The sequence below is a fragment of the Salinifilum ghardaiensis genome, assembly GCF_054491345.1.
This window is the reverse complement of the sequence record NZ_CM137101.1, coordinates 1,602,782-1,629,668: the sequence shown is the minus strand read 5'-3', so window position 1 is coordinate 1,629,668 and position 26,887 is coordinate 1,602,782. Positions and strand designations below refer to the sequence as shown.

Annotated in this window: 28 protein-coding genes and 1 pseudogene; 10 read left to right on the top strand and 19 right to left on the bottom strand. The window is 73.7% G+C overall.

What is annotated here, in order from left to right; translation table 11 throughout:
* Position 1 precedes the first annotated feature (1 nt).
* Complete coding sequence (gene pdxA / locus ACVGV0_RS07370; protein WP_459159113.1) at positions 2-994, top strand: 4-hydroxythreonine-4-phosphate dehydrogenase PdxA; 993 nt, start codon at positions 2-4, stop codon at positions 992-994.
* Between the two features lie 104 nt (positions 995-1,098).
* Complete coding sequence (locus tag ACVGV0_RS07365; protein ID WP_459159112.1) at positions 1,099-1,878, top strand: DeoR/GlpR family DNA-binding transcription regulator; 780 nt, start codon at positions 1,099-1,101, stop codon at positions 1,876-1,878.
* Positions 1,879-1,908: 30 nt separating this feature from the next.
* Here ACVGV0_RS07365 and ACVGV0_RS07360 read toward each other — a convergent pair whose 3' ends face one another.
* Positions 1,909-2,730: a DUF4389 domain-containing protein gene (locus ACVGV0_RS07360; protein WP_459159111.1), complete on the bottom strand. Its 822-nt coding sequence runs from the start codon at positions 2,728-2,730 to the stop codon at positions 1,909-1,911.
* 95 nt (positions 2,731-2,825) lie between these two features.
* Entirely contained in the window at positions 2,826-3,365 is a 540-nt protein-coding gene (locus ACVGV0_RS07355) for a GbsR/MarR family transcriptional regulator (RefSeq protein ID WP_459159110.1), read from the bottom strand.
* Between the two features lie 80 nt (positions 3,366-3,445).
* Here ACVGV0_RS07355 and ACVGV0_RS07350 point away from each other — a divergent pair, with 80 nt between their 5' ends.
* Both ACVGV0_RS07350 and ACVGV0_RS07345 read left to right on the top strand, forming a co-directional pair.
* Positions 3,446-4,381 carry an ABC transporter ATP-binding protein gene (locus ACVGV0_RS07350; protein ID WP_459159109.1) on the top strand — a complete coding sequence of 312 codons (936 nt, stop codon included), beginning with the start codon at positions 3,446-3,448 and terminating at the stop codon, positions 4,379-4,381.
* An 11-nt stretch (positions 4,382-4,392) separates the two neighbouring features.
* Positions 4,393-6,030 (top strand): ABC transporter permease, encoded by a 1,638-nt coding sequence (locus ACVGV0_RS07345; RefSeq protein WP_459159108.1) that lies wholly within the window; start codon positions 4,393-4,395, stop codon positions 6,028-6,030.
* 108 nt (positions 6,031-6,138) lie between these two features.
* Here the strand turns inward: ACVGV0_RS07345 and ACVGV0_RS07340 are convergent, their stop codons facing one another.
* The gene (locus ACVGV0_RS07340) at positions 6,139-6,969 is read right to left on the bottom strand and encodes an alpha/beta fold hydrolase (protein WP_459159107.1); all 831 of its coding nucleotides are present in this window, start codon (positions 6,967-6,969) and stop codon (positions 6,139-6,141) included.
* A gap of 235 nt (positions 6,970-7,204) precedes the next feature.
* On the opposite strand from ACVGV0_RS07340, the gene ACVGV0_RS07335 reads away from it, so the two are divergent.
* Complete coding sequence (locus tag ACVGV0_RS07335) at positions 7,205-7,930, top strand: hypothetical protein (protein ID WP_459159106.1); 726 nt, start codon at positions 7,205-7,207, stop codon at positions 7,928-7,930.
* Positions 7,931-8,049: 119 nt separating this feature from the next.
* Entirely contained in the window at positions 8,050-8,811 is a 762-nt protein-coding gene (locus tag ACVGV0_RS07330; RefSeq protein WP_459159105.1) for a thioesterase family protein, read from the top strand.
* 9 nt (positions 8,812-8,820) lie between these two features.
* On the opposite strand, the gene ACVGV0_RS07325 is transcribed toward ACVGV0_RS07330, so the two are convergent.
* On the bottom strand, positions 8,821-9,252 hold the full coding sequence (locus tag ACVGV0_RS07325; protein ID WP_459159104.1) for an FHA domain-containing protein: 432 nt from the start codon (positions 9,250-9,252) through the stop codon (positions 8,821-8,823).
* A 253-nt stretch (positions 9,253-9,505) separates the two neighbouring features.
* On the opposite strand from ACVGV0_RS07325, the gene ACVGV0_RS07320 reads away from it, so the two are divergent.
* Positions 9,506-10,015 (top strand): hypothetical protein, encoded by a 510-nt coding sequence (locus ACVGV0_RS07320; protein ID WP_459159103.1) that lies wholly within the window; start codon positions 9,506-9,508, stop codon positions 10,013-10,015.
* Between the two features lie 181 nt (positions 10,016-10,196).
* Positions 10,197-11,033 carry a sunset domain-containing protein gene (locus ACVGV0_RS07315; protein WP_459159102.1) on the top strand — a complete coding sequence of 279 codons (837 nt, stop codon included), beginning with the start codon at positions 10,197-10,199 and terminating at the stop codon, positions 11,031-11,033.
* 163 nt (positions 11,034-11,196) lie between these two features.
* Here ACVGV0_RS07315 and ACVGV0_RS07310 read toward each other — a convergent pair whose 3' ends face one another.
* The 11 genes and pseudogenes from ACVGV0_RS07310 to ACVGV0_RS07260 form a co-directional block, all read right to left on the bottom strand.
* Complete coding sequence (locus ACVGV0_RS07310; RefSeq protein ID WP_459159101.1) at positions 11,197-12,120, bottom strand: LysR family transcriptional regulator; 924 nt, start codon at positions 12,118-12,120, stop codon at positions 11,197-11,199.
* Positions 12,121-12,253: 133 nt separating this feature from the next.
* Complete coding sequence (locus ACVGV0_RS07305; RefSeq protein WP_459159100.1) at positions 12,254-13,009, bottom strand: SDR family oxidoreductase; 756 nt, start codon at positions 13,007-13,009, stop codon at positions 12,254-12,256.
* Between the two features lie 156 nt (positions 13,010-13,165).
* The gene (locus tag ACVGV0_RS07300) at positions 13,166-13,564 is read right to left on the bottom strand and encodes a DUF2267 domain-containing protein (RefSeq protein WP_459159099.1); all 399 of its coding nucleotides are present in this window, start codon (positions 13,562-13,564) and stop codon (positions 13,166-13,168) included.
* Positions 13,565-13,667: 103 nt separating this feature from the next.
* Positions 13,668-15,044 carry a dihydrolipoyl dehydrogenase family protein gene (locus ACVGV0_RS07295; protein WP_459159098.1) on the bottom strand — a complete coding sequence of 459 codons (1,377 nt, stop codon included), beginning with the start codon at positions 15,042-15,044 and terminating at the stop codon, positions 13,668-13,670.
* Between the two features lie 137 nt (positions 15,045-15,181).
* Positions 15,182-15,487: a glutaredoxin domain-containing protein gene (locus ACVGV0_RS07290; protein ID WP_459159097.1), complete on the bottom strand. Its 306-nt coding sequence runs from the start codon at positions 15,485-15,487 to the stop codon at positions 15,182-15,184.
* A gap of 135 nt (positions 15,488-15,622) precedes the next feature.
* Entirely contained in the window at positions 15,623-15,949 is a 327-nt protein-coding gene (locus tag ACVGV0_RS07285; protein ID WP_459159096.1) for an ATP-binding protein, read from the bottom strand.
* A gap of 239 nt (positions 15,950-16,188) precedes the next feature.
* A pseudogene (locus ACVGV0_RS07280) lies at positions 16,189-16,251 on the bottom strand (hypothetical protein); the annotation flags it as partial.
* A gap of 37 nt (positions 16,252-16,288) precedes the next feature.
* On the bottom strand, positions 16,289-17,326 hold the full coding sequence (locus ACVGV0_RS07275; RefSeq protein WP_459159095.1) for a winged helix-turn-helix domain-containing protein: 1,038 nt from the start codon (positions 17,324-17,326) through the stop codon (positions 16,289-16,291).
* Between the two features lie 192 nt (positions 17,327-17,518).
* Positions 17,519-18,601, bottom strand: a complete 1,083-nt coding sequence (locus ACVGV0_RS07270; RefSeq protein ID WP_459159094.1) for a threonine aldolase family protein — start codon at positions 18,599-18,601, stop codon at positions 17,519-17,521.
* Between the two features lie 222 nt (positions 18,602-18,823).
* Positions 18,824-19,201: a TraR/DksA family transcriptional regulator gene (locus ACVGV0_RS07265; RefSeq protein WP_459159093.1), complete on the bottom strand. Its 378-nt coding sequence runs from the start codon at positions 19,199-19,201 to the stop codon at positions 18,824-18,826.
* A 58-nt stretch (positions 19,202-19,259) separates the two neighbouring features.
* The gene (locus tag ACVGV0_RS07260) at positions 19,260-20,234 is read right to left on the bottom strand and encodes an alpha/beta hydrolase (RefSeq protein WP_459159092.1); all 975 of its coding nucleotides are present in this window, start codon (positions 20,232-20,234) and stop codon (positions 19,260-19,262) included.
* A 471-nt stretch (positions 20,235-20,705) separates the two neighbouring features.
* On the opposite strand from ACVGV0_RS07260, the gene ACVGV0_RS07255 reads away from it, so the two are divergent.
* Together ACVGV0_RS07255 and ACVGV0_RS07250 are read left to right on the top strand one after the other, a co-directional pair.
* Positions 20,706-21,389: a hypothetical protein gene (locus ACVGV0_RS07255; RefSeq protein ID WP_459159091.1), complete on the top strand. Its 684-nt coding sequence runs from the start codon at positions 20,706-20,708 to the stop codon at positions 21,387-21,389.
* 841 nt (positions 21,390-22,230) lie between these two features.
* Positions 22,231-22,572 (top strand): hypothetical protein, encoded by a 342-nt coding sequence (locus ACVGV0_RS07250; RefSeq protein ID WP_459159090.1) that lies wholly within the window; start codon positions 22,231-22,233, stop codon positions 22,570-22,572.
* 73 nt (positions 22,573-22,645) lie between these two features.
* On the opposite strand, the gene ACVGV0_RS07245 is transcribed toward ACVGV0_RS07250, so the two are convergent.
* The 4 genes from ACVGV0_RS07245 to ACVGV0_RS07230 all read right to left on the bottom strand — a co-directional run bounded on the left by ACVGV0_RS07245 (position 22,646) and on the right by ACVGV0_RS07230 (position 26,831).
* Positions 22,646-23,710: a Gfo/Idh/MocA family protein gene (locus ACVGV0_RS07245; RefSeq protein WP_459159089.1), complete on the bottom strand. Its 1,065-nt coding sequence runs from the start codon at positions 23,708-23,710 to the stop codon at positions 22,646-22,648.
* 46 nt (positions 23,711-23,756) lie between these two features.
* Positions 23,757-24,386, bottom strand: a complete 630-nt coding sequence (locus ACVGV0_RS07240; RefSeq protein WP_459159088.1) for an MBL fold metallo-hydrolase — start codon at positions 24,384-24,386, stop codon at positions 23,757-23,759.
* Positions 24,386-25,468 carry an S-(hydroxymethyl)mycothiol dehydrogenase gene (locus ACVGV0_RS07235; protein ID WP_459159087.1) on the bottom strand — a complete coding sequence of 361 codons (1,083 nt, stop codon included), beginning with the start codon at positions 25,466-25,468 and terminating at the stop codon, positions 24,386-24,388. Before ACVGV0_RS07235 ends, ACVGV0_RS07240 begins: the two co-directional genes overlap by 1 nt.
* 181 nt (positions 25,469-25,649) lie before the next feature.
* Entirely contained in the window at positions 25,650-26,831 is a 1,182-nt protein-coding gene (locus tag ACVGV0_RS07230; protein ID WP_459159086.1) for an MFS transporter, read from the bottom strand.
* Positions 26,832-26,887 lie beyond the last annotated feature (56 nt).

Below are 26,887 nucleotides of genomic sequence, written 5' to 3'. Positions count from 1 at the left end.
CATGACCGCTCCCCTCATCGCCGTCACCATGGGCGACGGCGCGGGCGTCGGCCCGGAGGTCACCGTCGGCGCGCTGCTCGAGCCCGCGACGGCCGCGCAGTGCCGCCCCGTCGTCATCGGCGACGCCCGGCGGCTGCGCGCCGCTGCGCGGACCACCGGCCGCGAGGCGGAGGTGGTCGCCGTCGACTCGATCGCCGAGGCGGTGTTCGCCCCCGGCCGGATCAACGTGCTCGACCTCGCCCTGCTGCCCGAGGACCTGCCGTGGGGCGAGGTCTCCGCCGACGCCGGCGAGGCCGCCTACCAGTACGTCCGCGTCGCCGCGGGGCTGGCGCTCGAGCACGAGGTGCAGGGCATCTGCACCGCGCCGCTGAACAAGGCGGCCCTGCACGCAGCGGGGCACCGGTTCCCCGGCCACACCGAACTGCTGGCGCAGCTGACCGGCACCGAGGAGGTGTCGATGATGCTGTCCACGCCTTCGGTCAAGGTCGTGCACGTGACCACGCACGTCGGGCTGCTCGACGCGGTCGAGCGGATCGAACCGGGCCTGGTCGAGCGGACGGTCCGCCGCGGCCACCGGGCCCTCCGCGGCTCCGGCGTCGACCGGCCCCGCATCGGGGTGTGCGGGATCAACCCGCACGCCGGGGAGGACGGCCTGTTCGGCCGCGGCGAGGAGGACGCCAAGATCGTTCCGGCGCTCGAGCGGCTGCGCGCCGACGGCGTCGACGCGCGCGGTCCGCTGCCGGCGGACACCGCGTTCTTCCTCGCCTCCCGCGGCGAGTACGACCTGATCGCGGCGATGTACCACGACCAGGGGCACGGGCCGGTGAAGGTGCTGGGCATCGACGCCGGTGTGAACATCACCGTGGGCCTGCCGGTGATCCGCACCTCGGTGGACCACGGCACGGCCTTCGACATCGCCGGAACCGGAGAGGCCGACGTGCGCAGCATGGTCGAGGCGTTGCGCCAGGCCGCCGAGCTCTCCGCCGCGGCCTGACCCCCTCCGGGTGGGCACCCGCTCGCGCACCCCGCCCTCGGGCCGGGGGTGCGGTTGCGCGATCCTGCTGCACGCCCCGAGGAACGCACACGAGGAGACCGAGGATGTCCCGCGGAGCGCAGGAACGCCGCGATGCCGTCGTGCGGCTGGCCCACACTTCCGGGCTGGCCAGTGTGGAGGAGTTGTCGGCGACGTTCGGCGTCACCGCCTCGACCATCCGCCGCGATCTCGCGCAGTTGGAGTCCGCGGGGAAGCTCGCCCGCACCTACGGCGGCGCGATCGCGCCCGCCCCGCACCAGGAGAGCTCGCTGCGGCAGCGCAGCGGCGAGGCCTTCGCCGCCAAGCACGCGATCGCGGCGTGGGCGGCCGGGCAGGTCCGCACCGGCGAGACGGTGCTGCTGGACGCCGGCACCACCACCGGCGCGCTGGCGCGGGCGCTGCGCGGCCGTTCGGACCTGACCGTGGTGACGACCGGCATGACGGTGCTGCAGGAACTGGCCTCCGAGGAGGGCGTGCACGTCGAGTGCCTCGGCGGCACGCTGCGCCACCTCAGCCAGGGGTTCGTCGGACCGCTCGCGGAAGCGGCGCTGGACCGGATGACCTTCGACCGCGCGTTCCTCGGCGCCGACGGCGTGACCGCCGAGCACGGCATCTGCGAGGCCGACCTGCAGCAGACCCGGTTGAAGGAGCTCATGGCCGAGCGGGCCGAGCACGTCTACGTGCTGGTGCACGCGGCGAAGCTCGGCCGCAGCCCGTTCCACGCGTGGGCGCGGCTACCGGAGCGCTGGACCCTGGTCACCGACGAGGAGGCCGACCCCGCCGCGACCGCGCCGTTCCGCAACCGCGGCGTCGACGTGGTCCTCGCCGAGCGGCCCGAGCGGTGACCGGTCAGTCCACGGTGGACGTGCGGGGAGTCACCCGCCCGGCGCGTACCGGACGTGCTCGTACTCGACCGGGTGCTGCTCGTCCGGGCCGTGGACGGCCTGCGTGGCGCTCTGGCCGATCCACGCCAGCGCCCCCAGCACGATGAACACGATGACCAGCGCACGGCCGCCCTTGCCGAGCACGAGCGGGCGGGTGCCCCGCGCCCGCGGCCCGGGGGCGGACACGGCCGGTGCGTCGCCGAACAACCGCCGCGGGTAGGTGCCGGTCAGCAGGAACGTGTACGCCTGCAGCCGGAACTGGAACCGCAACACCGCCGCGCCGGCGTCGAAGATCGGCCGCGGCGTGCGCCCCGCGACGAGCACGATCAGCCAGAAGAAGAACCCCAGAACCGCCCAGCCGTAGTTGAGCAGGGACGCCAGGAGACCCGCGGGGATGGCGAGGATCGCGCGGAAGAACACGGTCCACCGGTTCAGCCGACCCGGGCGGACGTCGAAGCGCACCGGGTAGTCAGGCTCGTCGATGACGAACGGCGGGTAGGTGTCCACCAGCAGCATCGAGGAGGCGCTGATCCGGGCCTGGTAGGTGACGAACAGCTCGAGGAACCCGGAGATCCAGTGCGGCATCCGCCCCAGGAACAGCGCGGCGAACCAGCCGATGACGACCGTGACGAACGCGGCGAAGCCGAGCACCCCCGCGACGACGAAGTGCGGCAGGAGCAGCAGCAGTCGCAGCAGGACGGTCCAGCGCCGCTGCCGCTCCGGTTGGTGGACGTCCACCTCCGGACGAAACATGCCCTGTTTGGGCTGCTCCGGTTCGGGAGGCTGTCCAGCGGGGACAGACTGCTCGCTCATGCCGCCTCCGGTCTCTCGCGGTACTGGCTCGCCGGTTCGAACGTAGCACCGCAGCAACCGCACCGCGGGGCGCACGCCCGGCGGTGCGGGTGCGCTCACGCGGAGCCGCCGGTGTCGAGCCCTTCGTGGAACCACCGCCGGTAGCGCTGCCAGCGCTCGACGAGTTCGGGGAGCTCCGCCTGCAGGAACGACAGGTAGGCCAGGGTCTCCTGCACCCGCCGCCTGCCGGGTCCGTCCGGCACCTGGTCGACGACCTCGCCCAGCACCTTCTCCCAGCGCTGCAGGCTCGGGATGCGCTGACGCGTGATGGCCGACCACACGTCCTCGTCGTCGATGCGGTACTGGTCGCTGCGCTGGCCCGGCTCGCGCACCTTGTCCAGGAACCCGGCGTGCACGAGCTGGCGCACCGCGTTGGACACCGCGGCCTGGCTGACCTGCAGACCGGCGGCGAGTTCACCGGCGGTGTAGCGGTCCGCGTCGTCCACGAGCACGTAGGCGAACACGCGCGCGGTCATGCGCGGCAGGCCGTTCTCGGCGAGCACGAGCCCCACCCGCTCCACAACGTCGCGGAGCGCCGCCTGCTCCTCCCCCGCGCGGTCTCCGCCGGTCCGGTCGTTCCTCGGGCCTGCGGCCACGGCGCCCTCCCTTCTGCTCCTCTGAACCTACATCATGATGTTATTTCACAAATTCATAATATCCATTAAGCTCGGATGCCATGAGCGAGGCGATCGAAGCCACCGGCCTGGTCAAGGACTTCGGCCGCACGCGGGCGCTGGACGGGCTCGACCTCCAGGTCGGCCCGGGCGAGGTCCACGGGTTCCTCGGCCCCAACGGCGCGGGCAAGACCACGACGATCCGCATCCTGCTCGGCCTGCTCGGCGCCGACGGCGGCCGGGTGCGCCTGCTCGGCGGCGATCCCTGGCGCGATGCGGTGGCGCTGCACCGGCGCCTGGCCTACGTCCCCGGGGACGTGACGCTCTGGCCGAACCTCACCGGCGGGGAGGCCATCGACCTGCTGGGGCGGCTCAGCGGCGGCCTCGACGAGCGCCGCCGCAGCAGCCTCGTCGAGCGCTTCGACCTCGACCCGACGAAGAAGGCCCGGACCTACTCCAAGGGCAACCGGCAGAAGGTCGCGATCATCGCCGCGCTGGCCGCCCGGTGCGAGCTACTGGTCCTCGACGAACCCACCTCCGGTCTCGACCCGTTGCTGGAGGCGGTCTTCCAGGAGTGCATCCGCGAGCAGACCGCCGAGGGGCGGACGGTGCTGCTGTCCAGCCACATCCTGGCGCAGGTCGAAGCGCTGTGCGACCGGGTCAGCATCGTCCGCGCCGGGCGCACCGTCGAAGCGGGCACGCTGGGCGAGCTGCGGCACCTCACCCGCACCACCGTCGAGGTCGAAACGCGAACACCGCTCGAAGGGCTCGCGCGGCTCGACGGCGTGCACGGGATCGAGGCGGACGGCGCGCGCGCCCGGTTCGACGTGGACGGCGAGCACCTCGACGCCGCGATGCGGCACCTCACCGGTTTCGGCGTGCGCAGCCTCGTGAGCCGACCGCCCACGCTGGAGCAGCTGTTCCTGCGCCACTACGGCGAGGAGCTCGCCGAGCGCAACGGCACCCGTCCCGACGAAGCCGCGGAGGACGACCGGTGATGGGCCCGGGGATGAGCACGAACACCGCGAGCGCGGAGCGCGCCGCCGCGCCACGCGGTCCCCGCGCCCTGGCGGGGACCGGCGCGCTGCTGCGCCTGGCGCTGCGGCGCGACCGCCTCCGCATCCCGGTGTGGCTGGTCGCCGTGATCGGCACCGTCGTCGGCAGCGCGGCGAGCTTCGGCGACATCTTCCGCACCGACGCCGAGGTCGCGACGCGCGTCGCGCTGATCCAGGGCAACCCGGCCGGTGTCGCGCTGACCGGTCCCGGCTACGGCCTGGAGCGGGCCACGCTGGAGCACCTGGGGCCGATGATCGCCAGCGAGCTGAGCACGACCACGCTGGTCCTGGTGGCCCTGCTGAACATCTTCCTGCTCGTCCGGCACACCCGTGCCGAGGAGGAGAACGGGCGCGCCGAACTGCTGCGCGCCGCCGCCGTGGGCAGGCACGCGCCGCTGACCGCGAGCGCGCTGCTGGCGTTCGCCACCGACGCCGTCCTCGGCGCGGGGATCGCCGGGGGCCTGGGCGCGGTCGGCTTCCCGTGGCCGGGTTCCGCCGCCTTCGGCGCCGGCGCGGCCGCGCTGGGGTTGGTCTTCGCCGGGGTCGCCGCCGCGGCCGCCCAGGTGACCGAGTACGCGCGGGCGGCCGTGTCGCTGGCCGCGACGGTGTTCGGGCTCGCCTTCGCCGTCCGCGCGGTCGGGGACGCGCGCGGCAACGCCCTGTCGTGGTTCTCCCCGCTGGGTTGGGCGCAGGGGATGCGGCCGTACGCGGACGAGCGGTGGTGGCCGCTGGTGCTGCTGCTCGCGGCGGCGCTGCTGCTGGCCGCGCTCGCCTACGCCCTGTCCGCGCGGCGCGACCTCGGCGCCGGCCTGCGCCGCGCCCGTCCCGGGCGCAGCGCGGCGAGCCCCGCGCTGACGACACCGTTCGGCCTGGCCTTCCGGCAGCAGCGCGCGAGCCTGCTCGGCTGGGGCGCGGGTCTGCTCGCCGGCGGCGCCACCGGCGGGATGATCGCGGGCCAGGCCGGCGCGCTCACCGACATCCGGATCTACCGGCAGCTGTTCGGCGGGGGAGATCTCACCGACAGCGTGTTCGGCTTCTACTTCCTGTTCCTGGCGGTCCTGGCGGGCGGTTACGCGCTGCAGACGATCCTGCGCACGCGCGGTGAAGAAGCGAGCGGCCTGCTCGAACCGGTGCTGGCCGCCGCGGTTCCCCGGTGGCGGTGGACGGCCGCCCACCTGGGCACGGCGCTGCTCGGCTCCGCGATCGTGCTGCTGGCCGGCGGTCTCGGGGCCGGTGCCGCGCACGCGGCGAACACCGGTGAGTTCACCTACGCGGGTGGTCTGGTGCTCGCGCCGCTGGCGTACCTCCCTGCGCTGGCCGTGCTCGTCGGGCTGGCGTTCGCCCTGTTCGGACTCGCCCCGCGGGCGGTGGCCGCGGTCTGGATCGTGCTGGGCCACGCGTTCTTCGCCGCGATGTTCGGCCAACTGCTGGGGCTGCCCGACTGGGTGCGGGGCCTCTCCCCGTTCGCGCACGTGCCGGAAGTGCCCTCGGAGCAGCTCGCCGCCGCGCCGCTGACCGCGCTGACCGGACTCGCCGCCGCACTGGGCGCGCTGGGACTACTCGCGTTCCGCCGGCGCGACCTGGCTGCTTGAGGGGCTCGGGGCGGCCGCGCAGCGTTCCGGGCACCGCGCACGCCCCGAACCGGCGGAGCACGCGCGCTCGCCCGGCCGCACCCCCGGTCAGCACCGCCGCATACCCGGTCAGCGCCCCAGCTCACGTTCGAAGTCGAGGATCTCCGCGGCGAAGGCGCGGGGGTTGTCCTCCGGGGAGAAGTGCCCGGCTTCCGGGATGAACCTGAGTTCCGCCCCGTCGAGCGCGGCAGCGAGCTCGCGGGCCTTCTCCGGCGGGATCCAGGCGTCGAACTCGCCCCACAGCAGCCGTGTCGGCACGGTGAGCTGGCCGAGGCGGGACACGAGCGGTGCCGCCAGGTCCTCGTCGTAGCGGGCGACAGCGCGCCAGTACGCGGCCACGCCGTCTTCACCGCGCCAGGGCGACATGTACTCCTCGAACACCTCCGGTGGCATCGGCCGGTGCGTCGTCCGCGCGAGGTGCGCGGCGATCATGCCCTCGGCGATGTGCGCCGGCAAGCGGCGCATGGTGCCGATGTCCTCCCGCGCGACGCGGGAGAAGTCCGACACGAAGGGCGGGATGACGGCCGCGTCGGCGAAGACGAAGGCCCCCGCATCGAGCCCCTCGAAGAAGTGGGCGCGCAGGGCGAAGATCGGGGCGAAGTCGAAGGCCACGACGGTGGGTGCGGCAAGCTCCCAGTGCGCGAAGAGCTCGGGCAGCCGGCGGGCTTGCTCGTCCCACGAGATGTTCTGGCCCGCGAACCGGGCCGACCGGCCGAACCCGGGCCAGTCGAACACGTAGACGCAGTGCCGCGCGGACAGCTGCTCGACCACCCCGCGCCAGAGGAACGACCAGTTCGGCGTGCCGTGCAGCAGAACGACCGGCGGCCCAGCGCCGAAGGCATCCCAGCGAACCACGCCCTGCGGCGAGTCGAACGTGCGCGACAACGACCAGTCGGCCATGGCGAACCCCGTGCTCCGCGAGCGCCCCTGCGGCGGTCGGGACCCGGCCGTCGAACGAACCGCCTCCCCGCAGGAGGGGGTCTACGTCGCGGCGCGTACACCGGACCCGCGGCCTACGAAAACGCGCGTAGCAGCGGATCCGCGCGGCAGCGGATGACGGCCGCCAGTCCGCGCCACGAGCATCGACGGCATGGATCCTCCAGACACCAGGCTAGCGCCCCGCAATCCCGCGGCCTTGACAGGCCTGCTCTGCGCGGCGGTCTTCATCGGCGGCCTCGTGTTCGCCGGTTTCCTCGTCCCGGCCTCGGCACCGGAGAACCTGCCGGACACGGATCCGCTCGAAGTGCAGCGCCACTTCCTCGAACACACTGACGCGGCGCGGTTGCGGGGGTTCCTGCAGGCGCTCGCCGCGGTGCTGCTCGCCGCGTTCACCGGGCCCTACGCGAACCTGGCCCGCCGGGCCGACCCGGAGTCCGCGGGGCTGTCCGCGGCCGCCGTCGTGGGCGGCGCGCTCGCCTCCGCCTTCCTGGCCGTGTCCGCGCTGGTCGGCACCACTCTGGCCGTCGAGCAGATCACGGACAGCCCTGCGCTGGTCGGCGCGCTGCGCCAGGTGAACTTCTTCACCGGCGGCGCCGCGCACACGGCCTGGCTCGGCCTCCTGGTGGGCGCGGTCTCAGCGGCCGCGCGTCGGGGACGGGCCCTGCCCGGCTGGCTGACGACAGCGGGGCTGGTCTCCGCGGCGCTGTCGCTGCTCTCACTGCTGTCCCTGCTCACCGACGCGGCCGCGCTGTTCATCCCGCTCGGGCGGTTCTCCGGGCTGCTGGTGATCGCCGCGGCCAGCGTCTTCATGGCGCTCGGACGTGCCGGTGCGAAGCTGCACGCCCCGCCCTCGCCGGGGGCCTCGCTCGGCGGTGGGGTGTCGGTCGTGCTCCTCGCGTTCGCGCTCACCGTCGTCGTCTAGTCGTAGCGCCCACGGGGCTGCGCGCTCTTCGCCGAGCCGCCTCGGAGCACTAGGATCGTGCCGCTGCGCGGTCCCCGCCGCGCGGCGGCACGATCCGCGCTGCGAGAGGAAGTTCCGAGGTGGAGGCGTTCTACGAACTCCTCGGTGGGGAGCACGTGCGCTCCACCGAGCACACCGCCGGCCCGTGGTCCCCGGAGGCGCAGCACTTCGGTCCTCCCGCGGCCCTGCTCACCCGCGCGCTGGAGGGCTGCGAGCCGCAGGACGGCGCCCTGCTGGGGCGCATCACCGTGGAGATCCTCGGCCCGGTGCCGATCGCGGACCTGCGGGTCGCGGCCGAGGTCTCCCGCCCCGGCCGGTCGGTTCAGCTGCTCACCGCCACGCTGAGCACCGCCGAGCGCCCGGTGGCGCGGGCGAGCGCGTGGCGGTTCGCGCGCACGGACACGAGCGCGCAGAGCGCGGGCGCGGCCGCACCGCTGCCGGCCGGGGCGCGCCCGCGCGCGCAGGAGCCGCTCACCGGGTACCTGGGGGCGATGGAGTGGGCCCACCTCTCCGGCGGGTTCGAGCAACCGGGACCGGCGCAGGTGTGGATGCGGCAGCGGGTCCCGCTCGTCGCCGGCGAGGACCCCACACCGCTGCAGCGGCTGATGGCGGTCGCGGACTCCGCCAGCGGGGTGTCCAGCAGGCTCGACATGCGCAGCTGGCTGTTCATCAACACCGAGCTCACCGTGCACGTCCAGCGCCCACCCGCCGGGGAGTGGATCGGGCTGGACGCGGACACCGTGATCGGACCGGACGGCGCCGGCACGGCGATGTCGGTGCTGCACGACGAGCGCGGCCAGGTCGGCAACAGCGCGCAGGCGCTGCTGGTGCGGCCGCGGTGACCGCCCCGGTCATCGCGGCTCCTCGAAGGTGAACCGGACCTTGCCGATCCAGAGCTCGTCGCGGTCGTGCAGTTCCGCGCTGGTGACCGGTCTGCGGTTGAGGAACACGCCGTTGAGCGATCCCGCGTCGAGGATCCGGTGCCGCCCGTCCGCCTCGCGGCGGATCTCGGCGTGCCGGTCCGACACGGTCGTGTCCTCGAGCACGAGGTCGCAGTCGTGGTGGCGGCCGAGCAGGACGCGCTCGCCGGCCAGGTCGAGGGCTCTGCCCGCCTCGGGGCCCCGCGTGATCACCAGCCGCGCCGGGGTGTGCGCCCCCGCCGTGCGCTGCTCGGGCAGGGCGGTCGCCGCGTCGGGGACTTCGACGCCGCGTGCGTCCCCGCCGGGCGTTTCGGCGTGCGGGTGCGCGTGCTGCGCGTCCGCGGGAAACGGAAATCCAGGCATGGTGCACTCCGAGGGGAACGTGAAGTCCGAAATCGCCGGTTACTTCTCCAGGAAACCCGGCGTTCGGTGGTCTGTCCAGGAACTCGCGCGCCACCGGCCGATCCCGGGGCCGCTGCGGGGCTGCGCTGCGCAGTTCGCACGGCTGGCCCCCCGGGACGAGCCCGGGTCGCAGGTGGTGCGACCACTCCGGTTACTGTCACCCCGACACACCCCGTGTTACTCCGTTGGTGGGATCGCTCCCGGAGGTCGTTCGATGCGCGTCGTGCTCGCCCGCCGCAGGCGGCCCACGAACGGTGGGCGTCCTCCCGCCGTGCACGCCTACCGGGTGCCGGAGCAGGACGGCCCGGCGGTGCCGCTCTGGCGCGCCGCCTGCGGGGACGAGATCGCGCCGCACGACGCGGAAGTGGTGCCGCGGTTCGTCGGCGCCCCGTGCTCGACCTGCATGCTCGCCGCGCTCGGGGAGGACGGCGCGGACGCCGCCGTGGGCACCTCGACGCGCTCCAAGCTGACCACCTACCCGGCCCGCGCGCGCATCTCCCCGACCGGCCGCTACGCCACCGCGTTATGGGGGGAGCACACGATCCACTTCGTCGCTCCGGACGCACCCGAGGGCCAGCTCGACGGCTACCGCGTGGTGCAGGCGCTGTGCGGGCACCTGGGGTGGGGTCCGCTGGCCCCGGACTCGGTGCCGCGCGGCTGGCCCACGTGCGAGGAGTGCCTGCACGCCGCACCCCGCTCACCGCGGGTGCTGCCGACCTCGTGAGCGCGCTCCTCGGCGGTCGGTTCACCGGCTGCCCCAGCGAGCCCGACAAATCACCCTCGCGGATGAATCTTTACGCCGGAACTCACCTGTCCGGGGAACTTCGAGTGGCTGAGCGCCTCCGTTCGTGATGTGAAGCGCCTGCAACCGATCAACGATCTCGCGGACGACTCGGGGTGGTTTCGTGTCCAAGCCGAAGCACCGGGCGCCCTCCGCCGGCAGGCGGCAGTGGCTCCTGTGGACGATCACCGCCGTCGGAATACCGGTGGTGTGCACTGCGCTCACCGGCGGCGGACTCCCGCTGTTCACAGTGCTGGCTGCGTGTTTCACCGCCGGCACGTTCGCCGCCGACGTCCTCCTCGGCCGCCCGATGCGGCGGTTGCCGGTCTCCGGCCCCGCAGCACGGGTGGCGCCCGCGCCGCCGGCGGTGCGTCCCCGCGCCCTGCCGGCGAGGGCATCGGACGGGAACACCTCCGCACCGGTGGCCCCGCCGCGCCGGCGCGGCGGCGAGGACGCGGTCACGCTGCTGCGCACGAGCGACCACGTCCCGGAGATCACGCTGGTGCCCGCCGCGCACCCGCGCGTTCCGGACCCGGCCGAGACCGCCGCCGCCCGCACCGGGGCGCACGAGCGCGGACGCGAGGACCCCGGCGAGGACGACGGCCGGGTGGCGGGCACCGGCGAGTGGCCGCGCACCGCGCCTCCCGCTCCCCGCGAGCCCGACTCCGGCGGGCAGCGCACGCTCCCCCGGGAGTCCGCCCCGTCGCACCCCGCCGCACCGCAGGCCGAACCGGACGAGGACGACCAGCCCCCCTTCCCCGGGGCGGTGTGGGCCAAACCCGACGGGCGGTCCCCGGACAAGGAGCACCGGATCAAAGGCAATGTGCGCTCCAAGCGCTACCACACCATGCAGTCGCCGTACTACGAGCGCACCAAGGCCACCGTGTGGTTCCGGAGCGCCGCCGAGGCCGAGCAGGCCGGGTTCTCGCCCTGGAACAGGCGGCTGCAGAACAACAACTGACCCGGTGACCGGACACCGGTTGCGAACGCTCCCCGAGCACCGGCAGCCCGCAACCGCACCGCCCCCGGGCGGCGGCACGGGTCGTTCCCGTGCCGCTGCCACCGAACGGCAGCCGCGCCCGACCTCCGGGCGCGGCGCTTCCCTCCGATCCCTCCGAGACGGCTCACTCGCCCGGGCGCACGCCCGCCTCCGCGGCATCGGCGCGCTGCGGGAGGTCGGGCTCCGCCGCGAGGAACGCGTCCCGCGCTTCCGAAGAGGTGTGCTGCGACCAGAGCGCGTGCAGCGGGACGAACGCGGGCGGCTCCACCTCGAGCACGCGGACCTCCCCCTGCGCCGCGGGTCCGGGCGCGGCCGTGACGAAGGCGGCGTACCGCGTTCCGAGCACCGCTGTGACCGGCGGTGTCCCCTGGACCGGGTTGCGTTGCAGCCGCGGTTCGAAACCGGCGCGGCGGCAGTGCTCGGCGAGCAGCTCCGTGTAGCCTGAGCGCCCCGGCTGCCCCCACACCACGATGGTCTCCTCGGCGAGCTCGTCGATCCCCACGGCGCTGCGCCCGGCCAACCGGTGGTCCGCTGCCACGGCCACCCGCAGCCGGTGGTGCGCCACGGTGCTGCGGCGCAGACCGCGCGGCGGGGAGAGCGCGCGGCACAGCCCGAGGTCGAGCTCCCCGGCGAGCAGCTGCTCGGTCAACTCCCCGGGGTAGCGCTGGTTGACCTGGGTGGTGAACGTTGCAGGTCCACTGCGGATGGACGCGAGCAGGGCGGTGATCTCGTCCCCGGTGACCGCCGGGGTGTGCCCGATGCGGAGGCTCTCGCCCTCCCCCCGGCCGATGCGCCGGGCGCGTTGGACCGCAGCACCCGCCACTCCCCGCAGCACGCGCGCGTCGGCGATCAGCGCCTGGCCGGCCGGGAGCACGGTGACCGCGTTACCGCTGCGGTCCAGCAGATCCACGCCGATCTCGCGCTCCAGCGCGCGGATCGAGGTGGACAGCGCCTGCTGCGACAGGTGCAACCGCTTGGCCGCGCGGGTGAACCCGCCCTCCTCGGCCACCGCGATGAGATGTTCCAGCTTGTGCAGGTCCACTGCCATTCGACGCACCACTCGCCTGCTGATCGCGCCTTCAGTCTCACGGTCCGCCCCCTCCCGGAGGGCGCGTGCGCCAGCGCGGGCGACCGGCGGAAGCGGAGCACCGCGAGCGGCGCCGGCCCCCCGCACCGCGCGGTCACCGGGTGGTGTAGCCGCCGTTCGGGAACAGCGTCTGCCCGGTGAACCACCAGCCGTCGGTGGCCAGGAACTCGATGACCGGGGCGATGTCCTCGATCTGCGTGAGCTGGTCACCCAGGGCCTGCGACTTGTGGAACTCCACCCGCTCCGGCGTTTCCTGCGGGTAGAAGAACGGGGTGTCCATCGGGCCGGGCGCCACCGTGTTCACCGAGATGCCGCGGTCGGCGAACTCCTTGGCCGCGGCGCGGGTGAAGTGCTCCAGCGGCGCCTTGCCGCCAGCGTAGGTCGAGTACCCGTCGGTGAACGCGGCGAGCAGCGACGTGCCCATGCTGATGATCTTGCCGTTGTCGTTGAGCCGCCGCCCGGCTTCCTGGATGAAGAAGTACGCCGCCTTGGCGTTGATCGCGAACATCGCGTCGAACTCGTCCTCCGTGGTCTCCGCGATCGGTTTGCGCAGCACCATGCCCGTGGTGTTCACCGCGATGTCGACACCGCCGAAGGTGTCCACCGCAGCGTCGAAAAGACGGCGCACGTCCGCCACGCGCGTGAGGTCGCCCTGCACCGACACGGCCTGACCGCCGGCGTTCTCGACCGCTTCGACGGTCTTCCCGGCATCGGCGGCCGAGGCGTCGCCGTGGTAGTGCACCACGACCTTCGCACCGGAGGAGCCGAACCGCGTCGCCAGCAGCCCGCCGAGGTTCTTCGCGCCGCCGCCGATCACGACGACCGCGTCCCGCACCGTTGTGTCCACCATGTGCAACCCCTCTCGTCGTCCCGGCCCGGTACTCCGGACCGTGCCACCGACGCTAGGGGCGAGCGCGGGAACGCGGGAAACGCGGCTTTCCTGTGCCCCGACAAGAGCACCCGATACCGCGAGGCCGCGCACGACTCCCGGGACCGGGCGCAGGGCTCACCGGAACAGCTCCGCGAGGCTCTCCGGCAGCTGCGCGATCGTGTCGTCGATCTCGCCCTCCGGCGCCCAGTCGCGCACCACCTGCAGCGCGCTGCGCACTTCCCGCCGGACCTCGTCACCGTCCACAGTGGCGATCTCACCGCTGATCCGGTCGAGGAAACCCGTGATGTCGAACCGCTCGGCCTGCGCGGTGCTGGCGCCCAGCTCGAAGTGGAGCTCCTCCGGCAACCCGGCCCCCAGCTCGTTCACCTGCCCCGAAGTCACCGCTTCGGACAGCGCGGAGATCGTCGCCCGCGCGAGGCGCTCGGCCTCCTGCGCCGAGGACAGGCCCGCTTCCTCGCGCACCTGCTGCAGGAAGCGCTGCATGTCCTCGCTGTGCTCGTTCGGCAGAGTCATACCGGCCTCCGTTGACCGCGACGGAACACGTTCCCGCTCGGCGCACCGGCCGAGTCCACCAGCTGTTACCCGCTGCCGCGCTCTGCCACACCTGCCCCGGTCGTCACCCGAGGAGATCGTCGAGCGCCGCCTCCACGGCCCGGTGGAACGTCGGGTAGGCGAAGATCAGCCGCCGCAGGTGCTGCAGGGGCTCCTCGGCGTGGATCGCCAGGGCCAGCAGCCCCAGCACCTCCCCCGCAGCCGGGGCGACGGCGGTGGCACCGACGAGCACCCCGCGGTCGGCATCGGCGACGAGCTTGACGACCCCCTGGTTGCCGGTCTTGTGGATCCACCCCCGCGCGGAGGCGGGAACGGCGGTCACGGCGGTGCGGATGCGCGGCCAGCGCTGCCGGGCGTGCTCCTCGGTCGTTCCCACCGCGCCGACCTCCGGGTCGGTGAAGGTCACCGCGGGCGCCGCGCGGTAGTCCGCGCCCTCCGGTTCCTCCCCGAGGATGTCGGCGGCGGCGATGCGGGCCTGGTAGGTCGAGATGTGCGTGAACGCGCCCTTGCCCGTGGCGTCGCCGATGGCCCACACGCCGTCGGCGACGCGCATCCGCGGGTCGACGTCGAGGGAGGTCGCGGACTCGTCGAGGCCGAGCGCGGCGACGCCGAGCTCGGCCAGGTCCGTGCGGCGACCGGTGGCCACCAGCAGCTGGTCGGCCCACAGCGCGTACCCCGATTCGAGGTCGAGGCCGAACCTTCCGTCGCGGTGGTGGACGTGGTTCACGGTTTCGCCCGTGTGCACGGCGATGCCTTCGCCGTCGAACACCTCGGTGATCGACTCCGAGGCCTCCGGTTCCCCCGCGGCCAGCAGCCGCGGCGCGGCCTCCAGCACCGTCACGGCGGTGCCGAACCGCGCGAAGACCTGGGCGAACTCGGCGCCGACCGGTCCGCCGCCGAGCACGGCCAGCGACCCGGGCGCGGCGGACGCCCGCACCGCCTCGCGGTTGGTCCAGTACGGCGTGCCCGCCAGCCCGGGGACCGGGGGAACGGCGGGCTCGCTGCCCGGGTTGAGCACGATCGCGCGCTCCGCGCGCAGCACCGTCGTCGTCTCCGGCCCGGACACGGTGACCTCCCCCGGCGCGGTGATCCGCCCGGTCCCGCGCAGGAACCGCCCGCCGGTGCCTTCGAAGCGCTCCACGGCGGCGCGGTCGTCCCAGTCCGTGGTGGCCTCGTCGCGGATGCGGTCGGCGACGGGGGTCCAGTCGGGCACCACGTCGGCGCTGCCCGCCAGATCGGCCACGCGCCGCGCCTCGGCCAGCGCGTCCGCGGCGCGGACCATCATCTTCGTGGGGATGCAGGCGAAGTAGGGGCACTCCCCGCCCACGAGCCGGCGGTCCACCCCGACCACGCGCAACCCGGCCCGAGCCAGCCGCGCGGCGACCTCCTCGCCGCCCGGACCCATCCCGACGACCACGACATCGACCTGCTCCGCGGGCATCGCAGCACCTCCGGCTGCTCGACGGCGGCCACCCGGGTCAGCTCACCACCTCCGACCCTCCCTCGCACGGCGAGCGCCGCGGCCGGTCACCGCCCGCGGGCCACCCCCGAAGGGGTCGACGACCGATCTGCGGCCCCTCAGCCCTGGCCGGGGCGCTGCTCCGCGTCGAGCAGGTGCGGGGCGTTCTCGCGCACGGCGTCCTCGACCTGCTGCAGGCTCGGGTTGACCAGCGCCCGGGCGCCGACGAAGACGGTGGGGACGATCTCGTCCCCACCGGTGGCCTCGCGCACCCGCGCGGCTGCCTGCGGGTCCTCCCAGATGTTGACCTCCTGCCGCGGCAGCCCGCTGCTGCGCAGCGAGCTCTCCAGCGCCATGCAGAAGGGGCACCCGGGGCGCCAGTAGTACTCGATCGCGGTTACCTGCTCACCGGTCTCCGTGCTCATCGCTCTCCAAACCATCGCCCGGGCCCTGCCACCGCCCGGGGCCGGGCGGTGGCAGGGCCCGGGCACGTCGTCGGTCCGTTCGATGGTCCCGCCGCACCGGGACGAACCGCCCCCGGGTGTGCGGCAGCACACTCCTCACGGCAGCGGCAGCAGCAGGCGGAACACGCTGCCGCCGTGCTCACCGCCGTGCAGTTCGACCCGACCGCTGTGCGCCTCGACCAGGGCCGCCGTGATCGCCAGACCGAGACCGGTGCTGCCCGGGCGGCCGGTGTCCACGCGGTAGAAGCGGTCGAAGACGCGCCCCGCCTCCTCGGGCGGGATGCCGGGACCGCTGTCGGCGACTTCGAGCACGCCCACCGGTTCGCCCGCCGCGAGGTCGGCTCCGGCGGCGGCGAGCGCCGACGGGTCGGCCGCGCCCTGCCGCACCGCCAGGCGCACGGGCGTGCCGGGCGCGGTGTGCACCAGGGCGTTGGTGACCAGGTTGGTGGCGATCTGGCGGACGCGCCCCCGTCGCCGAGCACGCGGACCGAGCCCTCGGCGTCGACGTCGACCGCGCGGTCCGGGTCGCGGGCCCGGGCGTCGTCCGCGGCGTCGCGCGCCACGCCGAGCAGGTCGAGTTCGGCGAGTTCGAGCGAGCGCTCCCGGTCGAGCCGCGCCAGCAGCAGCAGGTCCTCGACGAGGTCGCTCATGCGCTGCGCCTGGTGCTCGATCCGGGACATCATCTGCCGCGCGTCGTCGGGACCGGGTTCGCTGCGCCGGTGCAGCTCGGCGAAACCGCGGATCGACGTCCCCGTCCGCCGCTCATGCGCCGTCCCGCGGCAGGCGCAGCACGTACCCGACCCCGCGGACCGTGTGGATCAGCGGCGGTTCGCCGGTGTCGACCTTGCGGCGCAGGTAGCTGATGTAGGACTCGACGATGCGCCCGTCGCCGCCGAACTCGTAGCTCCACACGCGGTCGAGGATCTGGATCTTGCTGACCACCTCCTCCGCGTTGACCAGCAGGTAGCGCAGGAGCTTGAACTCGGTCGGCGAGAGGTCCACCGGGCGCCCGCCGCGGCGCACCTCGCAGGTGTCCTCGTCGAGCTCCAGGTCGTGGTAGCGCAGCCGCCCTTTGACGTCGTCGAACGCGGTTCTGGCGACTTCCACGCGGGAGTCGAGGTCCTCGACCCAGTCCACCGGTACCTCGTGCACGCGCAACCCGTTGTGCTCGGCGAGCAGCAGCAGTTCCGTGTCGAAGAACCACGAGTCGTCGACGACCCGCTCCAGCACGGGCCGCACCGCCGCGGTCCGCGCGGCCTTGAAACCGCACTGCGCGTCGGTGAACCGCGCGCCGTGAGTCCACCGGAGCAACGCGTTGTAGCCGCGCGAGACGATTTCCCGCTTGCCACCGCGCACGGTGCGCGCCCCGGGCGCGAGGCGCGACCCGACCGCCACGTCGGAGTGGCCGTTGACCAGCGGGGCGACCAGCGGCAGCAGCGCGTCGAGCCCGGTGGACAGGTCGACGTCCATGTAGGCGACGACGTCGGCGTCGCTGTAGCCCCAGGCGGTGCGCAGCGCGAGTCCGCGCCCTTTCCGGTCGAGGCGCAGCACGCGCACGTTCGCCAGCGAGGCGGCCAGGTCGTGCGCCACGTGCGCCGTGCGGTCGGTGCTGGCGTTGTCGGCGATCGTGATGCTCCAGCGGAACGGGAACCGCTCGCCCAGGTGGGCGCTCAGGGTCCGCACGCTGCCGGGCAGCGCCCGTTCCTCGTTGTGGACCGGGATCACCACGTCGACGGTCGCCGTTCGCCGGTCAGCCCGCTCGGTGGTGCTCCCGCTGGTTTCCGCTCTCGCGCGATCCATCCCCTCACCTCGTTCCTGTTGCGGTCCGACACCGCCCAGCAGGCCGGATGGAGGTGCGAGGACTGTGCGAACCACCTGGGAACGCGCTGAAAGCTCCGCCCGCGGAACCGCTGAGCTGCGCAGACGGGATCAGGTGAGGTGCACCACGGGGATGCGGGGATGCGGGGACGCGGCGCCCGGGCCGCGGGAGGGCTACTGCGCCTCGTGGGCGCGCAGCTCCTCGGCCAGCGCTGCGGCGAATTCGTCCACAGCGGACTCAGTGGTGTCGAACGTCGTCATCCAGCGGACTTCGCCGGTGCGCTCGTCCCACGTGTAGAAGCGGAAGCGCTTCTGCAGGCGTTCGGTCACCTCCCGCGGCAGCACGGCGAACACCGAGTTCACCTCGGGTTCGCGCACCAGGCGCACGCCGGGGAGCGCGCGCACCGCGTCGGCGAGCCTGCGGGCCATGGCGTTGGCGTGGCGGGCGTTGCGCAACCACAGGTCGCCGGCGAGCAACGCCTCGAACTGCACCGACAGGAACCGCATCTTCGAGGCCAGCTGCATCGAGGACTTCCGCAGGTACTCGATCCCGCGCACTGCCCCGGGAGCGAGCACGACCACCGCGTCGCCGCACATGGTCCCGTTCTTCGTGCCGCCGAACGACACGACGTCCACGCCCGCGTCAGCGGTCAGCGCGGCCAGGTCCGCGCCGAGCGCTGCGGCGGCGTTCGGCAACCGCGCGCCGTCCACGTGCACCGCCATGCCCCGCTCGTGCGCGCGGGTGCACAGGGCGCGCAGTTCCTCCGGTGAGTAGCAGGCACCGCCCTCGGTGGGTTGGGTGAGGGACACGACCGCCGGCTGGGCCCGGTGCGCGTCGCCGATCCCGGCGGCGCACCGGTCGACGTCCTCCGGGCGGAGCTTGCCGTCCCCGGTCGGGACGGGCAGCAGTTTCACCCCGCCGATCCGCTCGGGCGCACCGCACTCGTCGGTGTTGATGTGCGCGCCCTCGGCGCACAGCACCGACTGCCAGCGCTCCGTCATGGCCTGCAGCGCGACGACGTTCGCCCCGGTGCCGTTGAACACGCAGTACGCCTCGGCGGTCGCCCCGAAGCGGGCGCGGAAGACCTCGCCCAGGTGCGCGCTGTAGACGTCCTCGCCGTAGGCGACCTGGTGCCCCCCGTTGGCCCGCTGGATCGCCTCCAGCACCTCGGGGTGGATCCCGGAGTAGTTGTCGCTGGCGAACTCGCACCGCTGCGGGTCGTGGCGCCCCGCGGGTGACGGGCGGGCCGAGGTCACGCGGTCTCCTTCCGGCGTGCTGCGCTGCCCTCCCATCCTAGGTGACCGCGGATCGGTGACCGCGTGCTCGGCCGCACCGGTCCGCCGGCAAGCGGCGCAGCCGCTTCCTCCCCGCGTGCGCGGCACGCCCCGCTGGGGGTTCTCCGGCGCCGCCTCGCGAGGACGGCCCCCGACCACGCTGCTCCCGCCCCTGTGCGGGGCGGGAGGTCGGGGCAGCAGGCGTCAGCGGCGCGCCGAGGCGCAGGAGACGCACACGCGCGCGGCCGGCAGCGCCTCGAGGCGCTGCGGACCGATCGCGCCGGAGCAGCGTTCGCACGTGCCGTACGTGCCCGCCTGCAGGCGCCGCTCGGCCTCGTCGAGCTCCCGCAGCTCGCGGCGCGCGTCCTCGAGCAACCCCTGCAGCTGCGCGCGCTCGAAGGCCAACGTGCTGCCCTCGGGGTCGTGCTCGTCGTCGTGGCTGGTCCACTCGGACGTCTCGAGGATCGAGGCCACGTGGCGCTGCAGCGCGTCGATCCGCGCGCCGGTCTCCGCGCGCTGCTCGGACAGGCGGGCGCGGGCCGTCTCCGGATCGACGGCGCCGAGCCGGTCACCGGGTGTCATGCACGGACAACGAACCGACCGGGCGCCGAGTTCCCGCACCGCCGTGCTCGTCCGCGCGTCACAGCCCTTCGAACAGGAAGCTGCCGGTGGTGGAGTCGGGGAACCGGCGGGCCGCGAACTCCAGCACGCGGCTGAGCGCGCCGCGCCAGAAGTCCCAGTCGTGCGCACCCGGGTGGGTCGCGAACTCGTGGTCGACGCGCTGGTCGGTGAAGGCTTCGCGCAGCTCGGCGTTGGCGGCGAGCGCGGGCTCGTCGCTGCTGCCCACGTCGAGGTAGAAACCGGTGGTGCGCAGCCGCTCCGGCGGGGTGCGGTGGATGATGTCGACGAGGTTGTAGTGCTGCTCGTGCTCGTTGAGCCGCTCCTCACCTTCGAGGCCGTAGCCCCACGCCTCGCCGAACAGCTGCTCGTACTGCTCCTGCGACATCTCCACGAGCTGCTCGTCGGTGCGGTGCGAGGAGCTCAAGCCCGCCGCAGCGACGAACGTCGAGGGGTACAGGGTGGCGTACAGCAGGGCGCCGTAGCCGCCCATGGAATACCCCGAGATCGCACGCTTGGCCTGCTGCCCGCCGACGCCGTAGTGCTCCTCCAGCTTCGGGATGAACTCCCGGACGAACATGTCCTCCCAGCGGAACTGCCCGTCCAGGTCGTTCATGTAGTAGGTGCGGGGCTGCCGGTCGGCGAGCGCGCTGGGGTCGCGCCGGGCGTCGGGGCAGAGCACGGCCACCGGTGGGATGCGGCGGGCCGAGATCATCGTGTCCAGCGTGGCCTTCAGGTCACCGGAGCGCGCCCAGGTGGTGTTGTCGTCGGTGGTGCCGCCGTGCAGCAGGTAGAGCACGGGCGGGGCGTCCTCGGGGGAGTGATCGGGCGGCAGGTACACGGTGTGCAGCACGTCCATGCCCAGGATCTCGCTGCGCATGGGAACGTTCATGCGCAGCGTTCCGCTGGTCTCGGCGGACGTGCGGTTCAAGCCCAGCGCCACGCCGCCGCCCACGACGGCCGCGGACGCGGCGAGCAGAAAACCCCGCCGATTCACCCAGGACCTCCCGTTCTCGGTGTCCGCCGGCGATGCCCTGCTCCGCCTCGTCGGCGCTTCCCGACTCGCGCGGCGACCGGCACCGGATCACGCATACTACGAGACGGCGCCGCGCCCTCTTCCGGGGACGGGCCTCCCGCCGGGGACGGTCGGACCGGGCGGCGCGTCGCCGGACACAGCCGCCTCGTCGTCCGCCTCGCGGAAACACCACAATACCGAATGCGATTCAGGAAAAACCGGACCCCGCGGAGTGCTCCATTCCGGTGGAAAACCCGGAACGGGAGGAACACCCTCCTGCGTGATCACACCGCGCCGCCCGGACCGTATGCTGATCGCTGACGCTGCGCGTCGTTTCGGACACGAAACGGTAACGACCGCGCGGCGGAAGCAACCCCGGCGATCTCGATCCCGTCTCGACGGGTGAGAGCAGACGAGAGCGACGACCGGGGCGCCGGTCGAAGGAGGAGCAGCATGCGTTTCCGCGCATTCGCCACGAGCGTGGGGTTGGTCATGGCCGGAACGCTGACGACGGTGTGCGCGCCGGTCGCGAGCGCGGTCGGGACCGCCCCCGCCCCGGCGGAGCCGGCGGTCGGGACCGCCCCCGCCCCGGCCGAGACGGCCGCGGTCACCCCGCCGCCGCAGTGCGGCCCGGACTGCGAGCGCGCCGTGGACCTGGACCTGCCGAACAGCGCCCGCCTGGTCGGCTGGCGTTCGGAGGACTCGCTGAGCAGCCACCTGGTCTACTACGCGAACGGCGCGCGACAGGACGCGACGACGCTGGAGCACGAGGTGCTCACCGACGCCGCCTGCGGCTGGGAGAACGACGCGCAGCGCTGCGCGATCACCTACAGCACCGGAGCGCACTCCAGCGGAGCGAAGTCGTTGCTGCTCACCGGCAACGGGGGCATCGAAGTCACCGACGAGATCACCGGGGCCGCGGGCGGTGCGGCGCTGGTGTCGCTGGACCGCAACGACCGGCCGGACGTGGCGCTGCGGCAGAGCACGATGGAGCCGAACTTCGCGGAGGCCCCGCAGTACTGGGAGACCTACCTCGAGGTCGGCGGCACGTTCGCCCGCACCGGCTGCACCGCACCCGAGCAGGAGCCCACCGCGGCGCCGAACCGGCCCGCCTACGGGGTGTGCGCCCTGATGTGAGTCCGCACCGGTTCCGCGGTGCGTGCGGTGGCACGCACCGCGGAGCGCCCGGTCGGGCGGGGCGTCGCGCTGCCCCACCCGAACGGGTGCGCGCCGCCGGGCGGCGCGGTCACCAGCTGCCGGCGCTGCGGCGAGCAGCTGCGCGGCGCGACGAGCCCGCACCTCCAGGAGGAGGTGAGTCGTATCACCCCTGAGGGGTGAAACCGGGGTGCGCACCCGCTCCGAGGAGCGCGCTCACCACCGCGCGGCGCGCCCCGCGTTCACGAGGCACCGGCCGGCAGTTCGCCGCGCGTTCACCGGGCGAAACCGCGCACCGCGGAGCGGAGGGGACGTCCCGGACGTCGCCCGCCGGCGCCGACAGGACGAAAGTCCTTGCCAAAAAGCACTATTCGCGAAACGGAAATCCGCGAAAAGCGGCGCACCACCGCACTCGCGCCTCCCGGGGAGCCACGGAGCGCGACAAATCGAATGCAGTGCGCATAGGGGCGAATGCGGCGCACTGACCACCGCAAACGGACGAACCCGCTGGTGGCGCAGCACATTGCTGTATGGCACAGTGGGAACTGTTCCGGCCTTCGCCGAACCGTTCCAACGGATATCACTTTCACATTTCACGGAGCTCGGTGTGTGCTGCGGCGGTCGACCACCGCCCCGCAACATCGAGGCGAGCCGTGCTGTCCGGAGAACGCCTCGACGGTGAATCCGCGTGCGGGCCAACGAAGTTCGGTAACACTCCCCCTCCCCGTTGCGATAGACGAGCGTGGTCGCGAATGGATGATCACGTCATCGCGTCGGGTTTCCCGTGAACACGACGACTGGTCGAAGTGAGGTGAAAGGCGAAGTGGCTGCGGTGGATATCGTGATCGTCATCCTGGCCGGGCTCATCCCGATCACGGCGGCAAGCCTGTATTCCCTGATCGACCGCACCACGAGCGCCGTCGACACCTCGCAACCGGTCGGAGAACCACCCGAAGCGGAGGACGGCGCGATCCCCGAGCAGGGCGCTGCGGCGGCGGAGGAGTCGCCGCGGGACGCGGAGGGAGGTGCCCCGGAGGACGAGCACCCGGCCGAGCAGGAGCAGTCCTCGGACGAGTGCGACTCCGGTCGCGACGCGCTGACCGCGGTGACCGTCCACCACTCCCCCGCCCCGGCAGCGGCCGGCGAACCGGAAGCGGCGCGGTGAACGCGGAACCCGCCCCCCGGGGCGGTGATCCGCTCGCTCCGCGGCTTCCGGTCCCGCACGGGGGCTTCCGGTCTCACACGAGGCGCTCCACCGTCGTCTCCGCCGCGGCGCGGCGCGCGGCGGAGACGACGTCCAGGCCGGCCACCGCGTCGGCCGGATCGACCGGTGGGGCTCCGCCGGTGCGGACCGCGTGGGCGACGGCGCTGTAGAACGCCGGGTAGTCGCCCCGCAGCGTGTGCACCGGGCGCCGGTCGTGGTCCGTGCCGAGCACGCCCCACGACTCGGTCGGTTCCGCGCCCCAGTCGTCCGCCCCGTCGGGGCGGTGCCCGGCGCGCAGCGCGTCCTCCTGCGGGTCGAAACCGCTCTTGACGTAGCCCGCCTCGGAGCCGAGCACGCGGAACCGCGGACCGGACTGCGCGGTCGTCTTGCTCATCCACAGGTGGGACCGCACGCCGCTGGTGTGCGTCAGCGCGAGGAACGCGTCGTCGTCGACCTCGACGTCCGGGCGGCGGTAGTCGATCTCGGCGTACACGGCGGCGACCGGTCCGAACAGGGTCAGCGCCTGGTCGATGAGGTGGCTGCCGAGGTCGTAGAGCACGCCGCCGGCCTCCTCGGCGCCCCCGGACTCCCGCCAGCCGGGTTTGGGCGTGGGCACCCAGCGCTCGAACCGGGATTCGAACCGTTGCACCTCGCCGAGCGCGTTCTCCTCCACCAGGGACCGCACCGTGCGCATGTCGTTGTCCCACCGGCGGTTCTGGAACACGGTCAGCAGCAGGTCGCGCTGGCCGGCCAGGTCGATGAGATCGCGCCCCTCGGCGGCGGTGGGCACGAAGGGCTTGTCCACCACGGCGGGCAGGCCCGCTTCGAGCACCGCCCGGGTGTGGGCGCAGTGCGCGCGGTTGGGGCTGGCGACCACGACGAGGTCGAGCCGCTCACCGCGCGCCAGCAGCTCGTCCACGTCGCCGACGACCTCGGCATCCGGGTGCCGGGTCCGCACCTGCTCGGCGCGTTCTGCGTTGGCGGTGACCACGACGTCGAGGCGCAGGTCGGGATCGGCGGCGATCAGGGGGGCGTGGAAGCCCCCGCCGGCCACGCCGAAGCCGATCAGTCCCACCCGCAGCGGTTCCTGTGCGCTCATGCTCCCATTACACCGCACGGGCCCGCCGGGCCGGGCAGCGCATCGTCTACCAGCCGCGGGCGGCCCAGTCGGCGATGTTCTCCCGCGCGTGGCCGATCGTGCCGTTCTCGCCGTGGCCGGGACGCACGACGGTGCTGCCGGGCAGGGACAGCAACCGGTCGCGGATGGAGCCGATCAGCACGTCGAAGTCCGAATAGGACCGACCGGTCGCGCCCGGACCGCCCGCGAAGAGCGTGTCGCCGGTGAAGACGGTCCCCAGCTCGGGCGCGGAGAAGCACACCGCACCGGGCGCGTGCCCCGGGGTGTGCACCACCTCGATCGTCGAGCCGGCGAGTTCGAGCCGCTGCCCGTCGGCCAGTTCCCGGTCGGGTTCGCGGTCCGGGTGGGTCATCCGCCAGAGCACGAGGTCGTCCGGGTGCAGGTGCAGCGGCGCGCCGACCGCGTCGGCCAGCTCGGGCGCGGCGCGGACGTGGTCGTCGTGCGCGTGGGTGCACAGCACGGCGCGCACGGTGCGCTCGCCGACGAGACCGCGGACGGCCTGCGCGTCGTGCGGCACGTCGATGACGACGCACTCCCGCTCGTCGCCGAGCACCCAGGCGTTGTTGTCCACGTCGAACGACTGGCCGTCGAGGGAGAAGACACCTGAGGTCGTGGTGTGGTCGATGCGCGGGGCCATCACAGCACCACCACCGAGCGCAGGACCTCCCCGCGTTCCATCTTGGCGAAGGCGTCCTCCACCCCGTCCAGCGCGATGCGTTCGCTGACGAATTCCTGCAACGGCAGCCGTCCTTGTTCGTGGAGTTCGGTCAACATCGGGAAGTCGCGTTCCGGCAGGCAGTCGCCGTACCAGCTCGGCTTGACCGCACCGCCGCGGGCGAACACGTCGAGGAAATCCAGGTCCAGGCGCGTGTCCTGGTGCGGAACCCCGACGAGCACGAGGGTGCCCGCGAAGTCGCGCGCGTAGAACGCCTGGGTGAACGTCTGCGGTGTTCCGACCGCGTCGATGACCACGTCCGCGCCGAACCCGCCGGTCAGTTCCCGGACCGCCGCGGGGGTGTCCTGCCGGCCGGCGTCGACCGCGTGGGTGGCGCCGAACGCGCGCGCCCAGTCGAGCTTGCGCGGGTCCTTGTCGACGGCGATGATCCGCCGCGCACCGGCGATGTCCGCCCCGGCGATGGCACCGTCCCCGACGCCGCCGCAGCCGATGACGGCGACCGTGTCCGACGGGCCGACCCGGCCGGTGTTCATCGCCGAGCCGATCCCGGCCATCACGCCGCAACCGAGCAGGCAGACCACCGCGGGGTCGGCCTGCGGGTCGACCTTGGTGCACTGCCCGGCGTGGACCAGGGTCTTCTCCGCGAACGCTCCGATGCCCAGCGCCGGGGACAGCGGGGTGCCGTCCTCGAGCGTCATCGACTGGTGCGCGTTGCGGGTGTCGAAGCACAGCTGCGGACGACCGCGCTTGCAGGCGCGGCAGACGCCGCACACGGCCCGCCAGTTGAGCACCGCGAAGTCCCCGGGCGCGAGCTGGGTGACGCCCTCGCCGACGGCCTCGACCACGCCGGCCGCCTCGTGCCCCAGCAGGAACGGGTACTCGTCGCTGACTCCGCCGTCGCGGTAGCTCAGGTCCGTGTGGCACACCCCGCAGGCCTGCACGCGGACGAGGGCCTCTCCCGGACCGGGGTCGGGTACCTCGATCGGCACGATCTGCGCCGGTTGCTGCTCGCCCGTGGCCACGACACCGCGCACTCTCGTCACGCGTCCTCCTCGTCCGCTCGGGCGGCCTCGTCCGCCCGGGAAACCCCGCTCACCGGGCCGGTTCGTTCCCCAGCAGCGGCGCAGTGCGCTCCCGAGCCCTCCCCGGACGGCAGACCGGCTCCATCCTGGTACGCGCGCACGAGCAACGGCAACGCCGCGGGCCGGACCCCACCCGGCCGGGTCAACCGCGCGAGCGCGGGACGAACAGCAGCAGCCCGGCGGCGAGGAGCGCGGCGGCACCGGCGGCGCACCACGCCCAGGAGGTCCCGCCGTGCTGGGCCAGCACGCCGAACAGCAGCGGGCCGAGGCTGCCGCCGAGGTAGATCCCGGTCTGGGTGAACGAGGTGGCGCTGGCGACGCGGCCCGGGGCGATCGTGGCCACGGCGAAGTTCAGCAGGCCCGGCCAGGCCCACCCGGCGCCGAACGCCACGGCCACGCCCACGAGGAACACCGCGGGGACGGGCACCGCCATGCAGCCGTACCCGATCGAGCCGCCGACGAGCATCACCGTGATCACCCGCACCAGGTCCGGTGCGGTGCGGTCGGCCGCGATCCCGGCGAGCAGGCGCACGGACAGGCCCACCAGCGAACCGAGGGACAGCACCAGCCCGGCCGCGGCTGGGGCGAAGCCGACGTCCACCGCCGTGGTCGTCACGAACGCGCCGAGCGCGTTGGCGGCCGCCGAGGCGAGCCCGCCCGCGATCGCCAGCAGCAGCAGCGGGCGCAGCAGCCCCGCGGGACGTCCCCGCCGAGCTCCGCCCCCGGTGGCGGAGCGCTCGGCCCGCGGCCCCCCGGGAACGACCGCGGCGGCGAGCAGGGCCAGCACTCCGGCCGAGACGAAGACCCAGCGCCACCCGATGGTCAGCGCGATCGCGGGCACGGCGATGCCGGCGAGCAGCGTGGCCGCCGGGATGGAGGACTGCTTGACCCCGAATCCCGTGCCGCGCCGGTGCTGCGGGACACCCTGCGCGATGAGCAGGTTCGACGCGGGTTGGCCCAGCGCGTTCGGCAGCCCGGAGAGCCACAGCACCGCCAGCAGCCAGACCTCGTTGGTGGCGGGCGCCAGCGCGAGCAGGCACGCGCCGCTTCCCAGCGCGGCCAGGCGCATGCCGCGCCGCGCCCCGATGCGTTCGACGAACCACCCCATGCCGCGCGAGGCCGCCGCGGCCACGCCGAAGAAACCGGCGGTGGCGATGCCGAGCAGCGCCGCGCCGAAGCCGAGGTCGTGCTGGAGCTGGACGGCGAGGCCGCCGACGAGGAACACGGGGAGCACGCCGGCGGTGACGACACCGGCCACCGCGGAGAGCACGCGCGCCGGACCGACGGGGAACGACCGCCGCCGGTCGAGGATCGCGGTCGACATGCGCCTCCTCCCGCGGTCTCGGCGGCGTCCGCCGGCCGCACCGGTGCACGCCCGCG

What these genes read in the sequence shown, in the direction of transcription:
- ACVGV0_RS07305 (WP_459159100.1), bottom strand. Translation starts at nt 13,009, where the DNA reads ATGGTGGACACAACGGTGCGGGACGCGGTCGTCGTGATCGGCGGCGGC.
- ACVGV0_RS07320 (WP_459159103.1), top strand. Translation starts at nt 9,506, where the DNA reads ATGCGCGTCGTGCTCGCCCGCCGCAGGCGGCCCACGAACGGTGGGCGT.
- ACVGV0_RS07240 (WP_459159088.1), bottom strand. Translation starts at nt 24,386, where the DNA reads ATGGCCCCGCGCATCGACCACACCACGACCTCAGGTGTCTTCTCCCTC.
- ACVGV0_RS07245 (WP_459159089.1), bottom strand. Translation starts at nt 23,710, where the DNA reads ATGAGCGCACAGGAACCGCTGCGGGTGGGACTGATCGGCTTCGGCGTG.
- ACVGV0_RS07295 (WP_459159098.1), bottom strand. Translation starts at nt 15,044, where the DNA reads ATGCCCGCGGAGCAGGTCGATGTCGTGGTCGTCGGGATGGGTCCGGGC.
- ACVGV0_RS07230 (WP_459159086.1), bottom strand. Translation starts at nt 26,831, where the DNA reads ATGTCGACCGCGATCCTCGACCGGCGGCGGTCGTTCCCCGTCGGTCCG.
- ACVGV0_RS07265 (WP_459159093.1), bottom strand. Translation starts at nt 19,201, where the DNA reads ATGACACCCGGTGACCGGCTCGGCGCCGTCGATCCGGAGACGGCCCGC.
- ACVGV0_RS07310 (WP_459159101.1), bottom strand. Translation starts at nt 12,120, where the DNA reads ATGGCAGTGGACCTGCACAAGCTGGAACATCTCATCGCGGTGGCCGAG.
- ACVGV0_RS07275 (WP_459159095.1), bottom strand. Translation starts at nt 17,326, where the DNA reads ATGGATCGCGCGAGAGCGGAAACCAGCGGGAGCACCACCGAGCGGGCT.
- ACVGV0_RS07365 (WP_459159112.1), top strand. Translation starts at nt 1,099, where the DNA reads ATGTCCCGCGGAGCGCAGGAACGCCGCGATGCCGTCGTGCGGCTGGCC.
- ACVGV0_RS07350 (WP_459159109.1), top strand. Translation starts at nt 3,446, where the DNA reads ATGAGCGAGGCGATCGAAGCCACCGGCCTGGTCAAGGACTTCGGCCGC.
- pdxA (WP_459159113.1), top strand. Translation starts at nt 2, where the DNA reads ATGACCGCTCCCCTCATCGCCGTCACCATGGGCGACGGCGCGGGCGTC.
- ACVGV0_RS07300 (WP_459159099.1), bottom strand. Translation starts at nt 13,564, where the DNA reads ATGACTCTGCCGAACGAGCACAGCGAGGACATGCAGCGCTTCCTGCAG.
- ACVGV0_RS07255 (WP_459159091.1), top strand. Translation starts at nt 20,706, where the DNA reads ATGCGTTTCCGCGCATTCGCCACGAGCGTGGGGTTGGTCATGGCCGGA.
- ACVGV0_RS07325 (WP_459159104.1), bottom strand. Translation starts at nt 9,252, where the DNA reads ATGCCTGGATTTCCGTTTCCCGCGGACGCGCAGCACGCGCACCCGCAC.
- ACVGV0_RS07290 (WP_459159097.1), bottom strand. Translation starts at nt 15,487, where the DNA reads ATGAGCACGGAGACCGGTGAGCAGGTAACCGCGATCGAGTACTACTGG.
- ACVGV0_RS07340 (WP_459159107.1), bottom strand. Translation starts at nt 6,969, where the DNA reads ATGGCCGACTGGTCGTTGTCGCGCACGTTCGACTCGCCGCAGGGCGTG.
- ACVGV0_RS07360 (WP_459159111.1), bottom strand. Translation starts at nt 2,730, where the DNA reads ATGAGCGAGCAGTCTGTCCCCGCTGGACAGCCTCCCGAACCGGAGCAG.
- ACVGV0_RS07345 (WP_459159108.1), top strand. Translation starts at nt 4,393, where the DNA reads ATGAGCACGAACACCGCGAGCGCGGAGCGCGCCGCCGCGCCACGCGGT.